Origin of the sequence: Flavobacterium sp. AG291 (assembly GCF_003350375.1) — a bacterium.
Taxonomy (GTDB): domain Bacteria; phylum Bacteroidota; class Bacteroidia; order Flavobacteriales; family Flavobacteriaceae; genus Flavobacterium; species Flavobacterium suzhouense.
Genome location: NZ_QQAR01000011.1, coordinates 136,318 through 146,010, shown reverse-complemented (window position 1 = coordinate 146,010; position 9,693 = coordinate 136,318). Strand labels below are relative to the sequence as shown.

9 protein-coding genes are annotated in these 9,693 nt (G+C 38.1%); 2 read left to right on the top strand and 7 right to left on the bottom strand.

What is annotated here, in order from left to right; all coding sequences use genetic code 11:
• Window positions 1–331 precede the first annotated feature (331 nt).
• Window positions 332–1,324: a type IX secretion system membrane protein PorP/SprF gene (locus DEU42_RS12570; protein WP_114758650.1), complete on the top strand. Its 993-nt coding sequence runs from the start codon at window positions 332–334 to the stop codon at window positions 1,322–1,324.
• Between the two features lie 62 nt (window positions 1,325–1,386).
• On the top strand, window positions 1,387–1,905 hold the full coding sequence (locus tag DEU42_RS12565; RefSeq protein ID WP_114758649.1) for a gamma carbonic anhydrase family protein: 519 nt from the start codon (window positions 1,387–1,389) through the stop codon (window positions 1,903–1,905).
• 3 nt (window positions 1,906–1,908) lie between these two features.
• Here the strand turns inward: DEU42_RS12565 and murI are convergent, their stop codons facing one another.
• The 7 genes from murI to DEU42_RS12530 all read right to left on the bottom strand — a co-directional run bounded on the left by murI (window position 1,909) and on the right by DEU42_RS12530 (window position 9,685).
• Window positions 1,909–2,691: a glutamate racemase gene (gene murI, locus DEU42_RS12560; protein WP_114758648.1), complete on the bottom strand. Its 783-nt coding sequence runs from the start codon at window positions 2,689–2,691 to the stop codon at window positions 1,909–1,911.
• 63 nt (window positions 2,692–2,754) lie between these two features.
• Window positions 2,755–3,264: an OmpH family outer membrane protein gene (locus DEU42_RS12555; protein WP_114758647.1), complete on the bottom strand. Its 510-nt coding sequence runs from the start codon at window positions 3,262–3,264 to the stop codon at window positions 2,755–2,757.
• Between the two features lie 45 nt (window positions 3,265–3,309).
• The gene (locus DEU42_RS12550; protein WP_114758646.1) at window positions 3,310–4,497 is read right to left on the bottom strand and encodes an OmpH family outer membrane protein; all 1,188 of its coding nucleotides are present in this window, start codon (window positions 4,495–4,497) and stop codon (window positions 3,310–3,312) included.
• A 36-nt stretch (window positions 4,498–4,533) separates the two neighbouring features.
• A complete protein-coding gene (locus DEU42_RS12545) occupies window positions 4,534–7,293 on the bottom strand; it encodes an outer membrane protein assembly factor (RefSeq protein ID WP_114758645.1) in 2,760 nt (919 codons plus the stop codon).
• Window positions 7,226–7,966: an isoprenyl transferase gene (locus DEU42_RS12540; protein ID WP_114758644.1), complete on the bottom strand. Its 741-nt coding sequence runs from the start codon at window positions 7,964–7,966 to the stop codon at window positions 7,226–7,228. Before DEU42_RS12540 ends, DEU42_RS12545 begins: the two co-directional genes overlap by 68 nt.
• Window position 7,967: 1 nt before the next feature.
• Entirely contained in the window at window positions 7,968–8,645 is a 678-nt protein-coding gene (locus DEU42_RS12535) for a DUF6089 family protein (RefSeq protein WP_114758643.1), read from the bottom strand.
• Window positions 8,646–8,800: 155 nt separating this feature from the next.
• A complete protein-coding gene (locus tag DEU42_RS12530; RefSeq protein ID WP_114758642.1) occupies window positions 8,801–9,685 on the bottom strand; it encodes an NAD kinase in 885 nt (294 codons plus the stop codon).
• Window positions 9,686–9,693 lie beyond the last annotated feature (8 nt).

The following is a 9,693-nucleotide window of genomic DNA, read 5'->3' as shown; positions in this document are numbered from 1 at the left end:
CAACCGACTACTGGTTTACCGTTACCTACCCGGAATATGACGGAACAACAACCGTGATACGTGAATTTAAATCGCATTTCTCACTGAAGAGATAATGAAATAAAGTTAAATTTTAAAAATGCTGTCAGTAATGGCAGCATTTTTTATAATAATATTAGGATTATATTACCAACCTATGACAAAAATTTATATATTTGACCGCTATGGAAAATTACTGTAAAATAAAGGAGTTGCAGAATTACAAAGCACTGTAACCAAATGGGATTATTGAACATTAATTGCCTGTATGGTATAATAAAAAAGCGCATTCTCATTAAACGAAAAGGTCGACATGAATTTTAAAAAGATTTCTTTAATTTTTGGATTGTTATTAACGCAGCTGTCTTTTTCTCAGGAAGGTATAGCAGTTTATTCAGATTATTTGTCTGATAACTACTATCTGATACACCCATCAATGGCCGGAGCAGCTAATTGTGCTAAAGTTAGGCTTACTGCTCGCCAACAATGGTTTGGACAGGACGATGCTCCACAATTACAAACCCTAAGTTTTAATGGTAGTGTTGGTCCTTCTTCAGGTATCGGTGCTATTGCATTCAATGATAAGAATGGTTATCATTCTCAAACCGGGGCAAAACTTACTTACGCGCACCATATTCGTTTTTCGAGAAGTGATTACGATTTGAATCAGCTTTCATTTGGTATTAATGCAGGTTTGATTGCCAGCCGTCTTGATGAAACTAAGTTCGACCCTGAGTTTGATCCAATTGTTGACGGAGGGATGAAACAAAAAGATTCATATTTCAATGTTGATATAGGAGCGTCGTATCACTATCTTGATTTTTATGCGCATTTTACCGCTATGAACGTAATAGCAAGTAAAAGGGATATTTATACTGATATAGAAAGTGATAACTTAAGAAAATACCTTTTCTCTTTAGGTTATGTTTTTGGATTCCAGGAGTCTTTACAGTGGGAGCCATCAATTATGTTCCAGGCGGTAGATCAAACTAAAGAGAAAACTATTGACATAAACCTTAAGCTTTATAAAGAAATGGATTTCGGAAGACTTTGGGGAGGGTTATCATACAGAAGAAGTCTTGAAGGAGCGCAGTACGTAGATGGAGGTAGTACTTCAGATCAAAACCTTCAATATTTTACTCCGATAATAGGTATCAATTATAAAAACGTTATGTTTGCTTATACTTATTCTTACCTTACCGGTAACGTGAGATTTGATAACAGCGGTTTCCATCAAATCACATTAGGTCTTAACCTGTTCTGTAAAAGAGAGAAATATGATTGTAACTGTCCTGCAGTTAATTAATCAAAACATATATTGTTAATTCAGTCCCGATAGATTCTATCGGGACAATTTTTTTAAAGCATATGGTAATTAAAGAAGTTAACGGAAAATATCCACAGATACCTGAAGATTGTTTTGTTGCGGAAAATGCAACAATAGTAGGTGATGTGGTTTTAGGTGCACAATGCAGTGTTTGGTTTAATGCTGTGATACGTGGAGATGTTCATTACATTAAGATAGGGAACAAGGTTAATATTCAGGATGGTGCTGTTATACATGCAACATATCAAAAGCATCCAACTAACATTGGTAATAATGTTTCTATAGGTCACAATGCAATTGTTCACGGCTGTACATTAAAAGATAACGTGCTGATTGGTATGGGTGCTATCGTGATGGATAATTGTGTAGTTGAGAGCAATTCCATTATTGCGGCTGGGGCGGTGGTAACCCAGAATACTGTAGTTGAATCGGGTACTATTTATGCAGGTGTTCCTGCTAAAAAAGTTAAGGATATAAGTGCTTCAGACTTTGCAGGAGAAATAGAAAGAATATCTAATAATTATGTTATGTATTCTTCGTGGTTTGATAAAGACAAATAGTTTTTAAAAGTCTTTATTTAAAACCTCGTATTCGTTATTTAAGATGCTTTTTAATACAGTCGTATCAGCGTTTGTATAAAAGGCATTTTTATTTTTATGGCTGTTTGTATTCAAAAGATTATTTTTCTCTAAGATTGCTTTTGTCTGTTTGGCTACAGCTTCTCCTGAATCGATGATTTTAACGCTCTCAGGAAGGATTTTTCTTATTTGAGGTACAAGGTATGGGTAGTGGCTGCAACCAAGGACTAAATGGTCTATATTGGCTTCAATCATGGGATTTAGATATTCTTCAAGAAGTTCTTTTATTTCAGGTGAGCCCAATTTGCCTTCTTCTATGAGTTTTACAAGGTTATAGCCTACCTGCTCAATTACATTGATGCCTTCAAGGCTAGATACGGTTTTGTAAAAAAGTTCGCTGGAGAGCGTTCCTTTTGTTGCCAGGATGCCAATTGTTTTCGTTTTGGTGTTAAAGGCTGCCGGCTTTATTGCTGGTTCAATGCCTATAAAAGGCACATCATACTTTGCTCTTAATTCTTTTATGGCGTTTGTTGTAGCAGTATTACAGGCAACAACAATAATCTTTGAATTTTGCTCCAGAAGGTATTCAGTGTTCTTAAAGCTAAGCTCAATAATTTCTTCTTTCGATTTTTGTCCGTATGGTGCATTTTTGCTGTCGGCAAGATATATAGTGTCTTCGTTAGGGAGTAGGTTGTGTATTTCTTTCCATATTGATGTTCCACCAATTCCTGAGTCAAATAATCCGATAGGGGCTGTGCTTTTATCCATATAACAAATATAAAAAAAAACGGCCCATAAAATGAGCCGTTCTGCGTATCGATGATGGTTTTCTTAGAAACCAAGTTCTTTTTTTACATCTGCTAAAAGATCCGGACCGTCAGCTAAAAGCACACCGCTTCCTGTAGAAGAGTCAAGTACATATTGGTAACCTTTTGCTTTAGCTACTTTTTGGATAGCAGTTCTTGCTTTCTCCAGGATAGGCTTAACAATCTCTTCTTGTTTTTTCTGAAGTTCAGTAGTAGCTGTTTGTTGATATTGCTGGATTCTTGCACGCATATCCTGTACTTCAGCCTCACGGGTTTTGTTTACAGCTTCACCTACAGTATTTGCTTCTGCGTCATATTTTTTAATTTTGTTCTGATACTCAGTAACCATAGTTTCATATTCAGTATCATATGTTTTGCCAAGTTTCTCTAACTGTGTATTAGCAGCTTTCATCTCCGGCATATTCGTCATCAATTCTTGTACATTAATGTGAGATACTTTAGCCTGAGCTGAAACAGTTTGACTTGCTCCTGCAAAAAGTAACGCAGCGATTAGTAAAGATTTCAATTGTTTCATCATTTAAGGTATTTATTATTAATTTTTCGTTTTTGTTCTGTGTTATTAGTTTGAAGGTGTCGCCGGAGTTTCTTTTTCTTCCGGAATGTCGGTTGCAGGAGCAGACGTTTTTTCTTTTTGAGCGTTAATTTTTTCTTCACGCGCTTTTATGGCTGCCTCTCTGTCTTCCTGTTGTTTTTTTCTTTTTTCTTCAATCAGTTTCTTTCTCTCTTCCAGTTTTCTGTCGCGTTCTTCTTTCGCAAGCTGAGCTGCTGTCTTTTCCGGAGTAGCATTGTCTGAATCATTTGTTGTAGACTGTTTTTCATCAGTATCGGCAGGAGTTGTTTTAGGAGTTCCTGTTTTCGCTGTTGATGATGCTTCAGGTGCTTTATTTTCTTTTGCCGTTGACTTAGGTGCGCCTGTTTTTGCAGTGGTGCTTCCAGAAGCAGGATTGCTTTCAGTTGAAGCAGGAGCAGCCGATTTCGTTGCCGGTGCAGTTCCATTCAACTTAGCCTCTCTGTCACGTTTCATCTGCTCACGCTTTTCTTCATAAGCTCTTTTCTTTTCTTCCTGTAAAGCTTTACGCTCTTCAAGTTTTTTATCTCTTGCGTTCTTTCTGTCTTCAAGAACTTTTTGTCTTTCGGCAAAGTCAGGGTTTGATTCAAGCTCTTCTTTAGCTTCTTGTTTTTCAAACTCTTTAAGTTCCTTGCTGCTCAGTTTTTCCTGTTTAGCAGCGCGTGACATCCTTTTGATAATAAGATCGCTGATGTCGTGTTTTTTAGCTGCTACAATCATTGTAAGGTCAGAGGACTTGTCAAAAACAAAATCATATTTTCTTATTTCCGCAAGATCTTGTGCTATAGTAAATACCTGATCCTGTATAGGTTTTACAAGTACTGCTTTTTGTGACATCAGGTCGCCTGTAGGACCAAATTTCTTCTCCTGATAGTCCAGAAGTTCTTTTTCCTGAAAAGCAATTTCTTCTTCTCTTTCTTCTATAAGTTCCTTAGTAAGCAATGCTTTTTCCTGAGCAAGGCTTTCTTTAAGCTTGGCTATATCATTTCGCTTTACTTCAAGTTCCTGTCTCCATTTAGAGGCTTTTTGCTCAAGTTGATTTTTAGCTTCAGCATAGTCAGGTACCTTATCAAGGATATAATTCATATCAAGATATGCAATCTTAATACCACGTGCTCCCTGAGCATTTACCGTTAAGGCTGCTAAAGCAAAAAGTACTGTAAAAAAACATTTTTTCATAACCTATTACGTATTAGAAAATATCATGCCAATTTTTTAAAACTGTTGTCCGATGATGAAGTGTGTTTCCCATCCATTTGTTTGGGTTCCGCCTTCAACCGGGTCAAATCCGTAACCGAAGTCAATACCAAGTAAACCAAATGCAGGCATAAATACCCTAAGACCTGCTCCCGCAGAACGTTTAAGTGCAAACGGGTTGTAGTTTCTGAACGAGTTGAATGACCTACCTGCTTCTGCAAACGAAAGCACATAAATTGATGCCTGTTGTTTAAGTGTGATAGGGTAACGAAGTTCCATCGAGAACTTATTATAAATTGTACCTCCAATCTGGTTTCCGCTTGCATCTATTGGAGCAAGCGACTGGTTAGGGTAACCTCTTAACTGTATAACTTCCCTTCCGTCGAGTGCATAGTTGGCTAGACCGTCACCACCAAGGTAGAACCTTTCAAAAGGTACAAGTCCTCTCGCCTGGTTGTAAGCTCCCATAAATCCGAATTCGGCAAGCGAGCGTAATACAAGTTCGTGCGATTTAGTACCTGCAAGCCTTGTATATGTATCAGCTTTGAACTTAACTTTATAGTATTCAAGCCAGTTAAAACGCTGCTGGTCTACTTTACCCTGGTCAGCAGAAGCTTCCTGCCATGTGTTTGCACGATACTGTCTTGTTGTTCCGTTAACGGTTTCCTGACGGATGTAATCTCCTGTACCGATACCAATACCATCTGAACCTTCATAAGGAGCTCCGGTGTTTTTAAGTTTATACTCTTCCTTATTACCAAGGTTTGCATAGTCAATGCCGTTAAACATTGAATATGGAGGCGTTAACTTTGCACTTACACTAAAATAAGAACCTGTTGAAGGGTAGATGATGTTGTATCCTCTGTTGTCCCTGCTTAATTCTACTGTATAGTTAATGTTTCTTGACTGTCCGTTACCAAAGGTAAATAATCCTGTATTATAGTTGCTAAGGTCATAGTACTGGAATGTCAATGCGTGAGATAATCTCATGTAATAATCCGGTTCACTAAGCCTTTTGGCAAGTCCAAGCGATATCGAAGATATTGTAAAACTCTTATTCCTGTCTACATCGCGGGTGTTAAAGTTATACAAATATTGTTTACTGTGCGATAAGGTAGTGAAAAGTTGTATTGGTTTTTTACCTCCAAACCATGGTTCAGTAAATGATAAGCTGTATGTCTGGAAGTAGGTACTTCCCTGCAGGCGTAAAGAAAGCTTTTGGCCATCTCCCATAGGTATTGGTTTATAGGCTTCTTTCTTGAACATATTTCTTGCTGAGAAGTTATTGAATGATAGACCAAGTGTACCGATGAAGCCACCGCCACCATAACCACCCTGAAGCTCAATCTGACTAGATCCTTTTTCAGTAACGTTCCATTCGATATCTACAGTTCCTGTTGCCGGATCCGGGTTTTTTACATCAGGTCTGATGGTTTCAGGGTCAAAGAAACCAAGTGCTCCAAGTTCTCTGATTGTACCGATAACCTCTTCTTTGTTCCAACGCATTCCCGGTCTTGTTCTCAGCTCTCGGTAAATTACGTGGTCATTAGTCTTGTCATTACCTACTACGGTTACGTTGTTGAAGTAGGCAATAGGACCTTCAACAATCCTTATCTCAAAGTCAATAGTATCATTGGCTGTTTTAACCTCTACAGCATTGATGTTAGAGAACAGGTAACCATTGTTCTGGTAAAGGTTTGTAAGATCCATACCATCCGGTTTAGATGGGTCGGCAATTCTTTTCTGAAGTAATATACCATTGTATACTTCACCTTTTTTAATGCCAAGAATCTGGTTTAATTGCTGGTTGGTATAAACCGTGTTACCAAGGTATTTTATATCACCAAAATAATATTTGTTACCCTCTTCAAGGTTAATTTTTATTGAAACAAGGTTTTTCTTAGCATCATATACTACTGTGTCTTCGGTTATCCTTGCATCACGATATCCTTTTTCTTTGTATTTGTCTACAATGCTATTAAGGTCTTCCTTGTACTTGTCTGAAACGAATTTTGACGACTTGAATATACGCAGTGGGTTAGGAAATGCCTTAACTTTAGTGTTTTTCATGGCTTGTTTCAGCTTGGCATTGCTAAGCTTGGTGTTCCCTGAAAAAGCGATAGATTTTACTTTTACTTTGCTGCCTCTGTCAACGTTTACTACCATTTTTACCGTATTGGTACTGTCCGGTATTACATTAATAGCAACTTTAGTATTGTAGTAACCATCCTTTTTATATTTGTTTTCAATATAATTTTTGGTGGTTGTCAGGAGGTTTTCATTTACAATTTTACCTTTTGTAAGCTGAGTGTCTTTTATAAGACCTTCACGTTTACCTTTTTTAACGCCCTGAATCCTGGCTTCGCTAAGTTTGGGTAATTCGTTAATATTCAGTTCCAGCCAGATACTATCATTTTGAGTTTTTACCTCATAAAATTCAATATCGCTGAAAAGACCAAGCTTCCATAGTTTTTTAATAGCTGTACTTATTTCTTCACCGGGTACATTTATTGCCTGTCCTTTTTCAAGACCGGTAAAAGTAACTACGGTTTGCTCATTATAGCTTATTTTACCTGTAACGAGAACATCGGCAAGAATATATTGCCTGCCTGTTTCAAGGCGGGGACCATCCTGAGCAGCAGCTTTATTTCCTGCGGCTAATACTAAGATGCTAAAAAGTAATTTGATGCCTCTCTGAAGCATTGATTTTTTATTTAACTTGTTCACTGGTCTTTCCAAATCTACGTTCTCTTTGTTGGTAACTGATGATTGCTTCATGTAGGTCTTTTTCCCTGAAATCGGGCCATAAAATATCTGTAAAGTATAACTCTGCATAAGCAATCTGCCAAAGCAGGAAGTTGCTTATCCTGTGTTCACCACTTGTTCTGATCACAAGGTCAACATCAGGAAGGTCATGAGTATATAAATGCTCATTTATGGTGTTTTCGTTTATATCAGCAACAGTTAGCTGATTTGTGTTTATTTTCTCGGTTATTTTTTTGAAGGCAGAGATAAGCTCTTCCCTTGAGCCGTAGCTCAGGGCGAGTGTAAGTATCATTCTGCTGTTTCCTTTTGTCTGTTCTATAACATCAAGCAGCTGCTTACGTGCTTTAGATGGCAAAAGGTCGGTATTTCCTATGGTATTAAGCCTTATGTTGTTTTTTATAAGGGTAGGTAGTTCTTTTTTTAGGGAATTTACCAGAATATTCATAAGGGCATCTACCTCAAGTTTGGGCCTGTTCCAGTTCTCGGTAGAGAAGGCATACAGCGTAAGGTTTTCGATGCCAAGTTTTGCACAGGATTCTACAACCTGCTTAACGGCTTTTGTGCCATTTTCGTGTCCTATAGCGCGCAACAATCCCTGCTTTTTAGCCCAACGGCCATTGCCATCCATGATTATCGCAAGATGTTTGGGAAGATTGTCGGTATTTATAGTAGTTGTTATATCCATATTATTGAGCACAATAGCAAGGCTGTTCACCAAAGGTATACGTTAAGGTAAATCCGGTAAATACATACCAGTCATTGTTGTTCAGGTTACCAAACGCATACGGTTTATAGTCAGGGTTGTTGCTTCCGTCTATGTTGTCGGTAAAACTGTAGCGTGCACCAACTTCAAATCCAAGGACAAAGTTTTCGAACAGGTTGCTTTTTATACCTACCGTCATTGGTATTGCAAAATTGCCCTTAGCGTTACCACCATGGGTTTCGCCTCCGCTTATATAAAGTTCATCTGCCCAAAAATAGCTTGCACCTATATAAGTATAAGGTGTGATTTTAAAGTCAGGCTCGTGAAGGTTGAAGTCAAAAAAATTGAATTCAAGGCCTAAAGATAATTCTTTTATTGTGTTTTTAAATTCGTAGCCTCTTTGTTGTCTCGATGTCTCGTCAGAATCGATGTCTTTAGACTTAATGTCGGCATACGTAAATGAAGCCCTCCACGAGTGACGCGGACTCCTGTTCCATTTGTATATAATGCCAAATGCAGGCTCGTTAGGAGCTATGTAATTAGTAGGTCCTACATCGCCAATATAGTTTGCACCACCCACAAATACACCCAGTTCATTGATCTGGGCACGGCTGTTTAGCGACGTTACGATTAATACTAAAATAAAAATGATCCTTTTCATTCTTTCGAAATTGGCTGCAAATATAACAATATAGATTTCTAATTATTGTAACAATAGACTTTTTACATCTATAATTGCATAATTAGCATTAAATACAGTCTTGAAAACGGAAGAAGATGCAGTGTAGTATGTAAACGGAATAAAATTGTGCATTTTTAATTTCTTTTGTCTTCTCCCCAAAGCAGTTTTTTGCGTAAAGTAACCAGGAATTTTTCCTGTGGGAATTCAACAAGATTGATTTTAAAAGGTGCTTTTTTAAGGCGTAGTACGGTTTCGGTTTCAACGGTTATTATTCGGGAGTCCAAAGAGATAAGATGTTGGTTTTCCCTACTGCTAACGATGAGTTCTATTTCTGTGTCGTCCTGTATTACCAGAGGACGTGCATTTAGATTGTGTGGTGCGATAGGGGTTATTACAAAACTGTTTACCTCAGGCATTAATATTGGTCCGCCGCAACTTAAGGAATAACCCGTAGATCCGGTAGGGGTAGATATTATAAGGCCGTCTGCCCAGTAAGCATTCAGATAGTCTCCGTTAAGCCTTGTTTCTATGGTTATCATCGAAGTGGTGTCCTTGCGGCTTACGGTTACTTCGTTAAGTGCATAGTCCAATTCGTCCAGCTCTTCAGTCTTTCCATCGTAATCCAGGGTAAGGAGCGAGCGTGGCGATACTTTGTATTTGTGTTCAAAAATAAGAGGCAGTAAAGTCTCTATGTTTTCCTGCTGTACGGTAGCTAAAAATCCAAGACGCCCTGCATTGATACCTAAAATAGGAATTCCTTTATTGCGCACATAGGTCGCTGCGCGAAGCATGGTACCATCACCACCTATACATATAAGCAGGTTGTAGCCGCTATCCAGCTCTTCATGGGTGGTGTATGTATCGAAAGACTTGTTGAGCAGGTTGTGCTCATTCAGTACATTGTAAAATTTGGATTCAAAAGTTACCTCGGGATTATACCTTTCGAAAACAGCAATCATTTTATGAATGATGTCTTCGGTGTTATCTTTATAGTACTGTCCGTATACAGCAATCTTCATAGGCAGGT

What these genes read in the sequence shown, in the direction of transcription:
- DEU42_RS12570 (WP_114758650.1), top strand. Translation starts at nt 332, where the DNA reads ATGAATTTTAAAAAGATTTCTTTAATTTTTGGATTGTTATTAACGCAG.
- DEU42_RS12530 (WP_114758642.1), bottom strand. Translation starts at nt 9,685, where the DNA reads ATGAAGATTGCTGTATACGGACAGTACTATAAAGATAACACCGAAGAC.
- DEU42_RS12535 (WP_114758643.1), bottom strand. Translation starts at nt 8,645, where the DNA reads ATGAAAAGGATCATTTTTATTTTAGTATTAATCGTAACGTCGCTAAAC.
- murI (WP_114758648.1), bottom strand. Translation starts at nt 2,691, where the DNA reads ATGGATAAAAGCACAGCCCCTATCGGATTATTTGACTCAGGAATTGGT.
- DEU42_RS12565 (WP_114758649.1), top strand. Translation starts at nt 1,387, where the DNA reads ATGGTAATTAAAGAAGTTAACGGAAAATATCCACAGATACCTGAAGAT.
- DEU42_RS12550 (WP_114758646.1), bottom strand. Translation starts at nt 4,497, where the DNA reads ATGAAAAAATGTTTTTTTACAGTACTTTTTGCTTTAGCAGCCTTAACG.
- DEU42_RS12555 (WP_114758647.1), bottom strand. Translation starts at nt 3,264, where the DNA reads ATGAAACAATTGAAATCTTTACTAATCGCTGCGTTACTTTTTGCAGGA.
- DEU42_RS12545 (WP_114758645.1), bottom strand. Translation starts at nt 7,293, where the DNA reads ATGAAGCAATCATCAGTTACCAACAAAGAGAACGTAGATTTGGAAAGA.
- DEU42_RS12540 (WP_114758644.1), bottom strand. Translation starts at nt 7,966, where the DNA reads ATGGATATAACAACTACTATAAATACCGACAATCTTCCCAAACATCTT.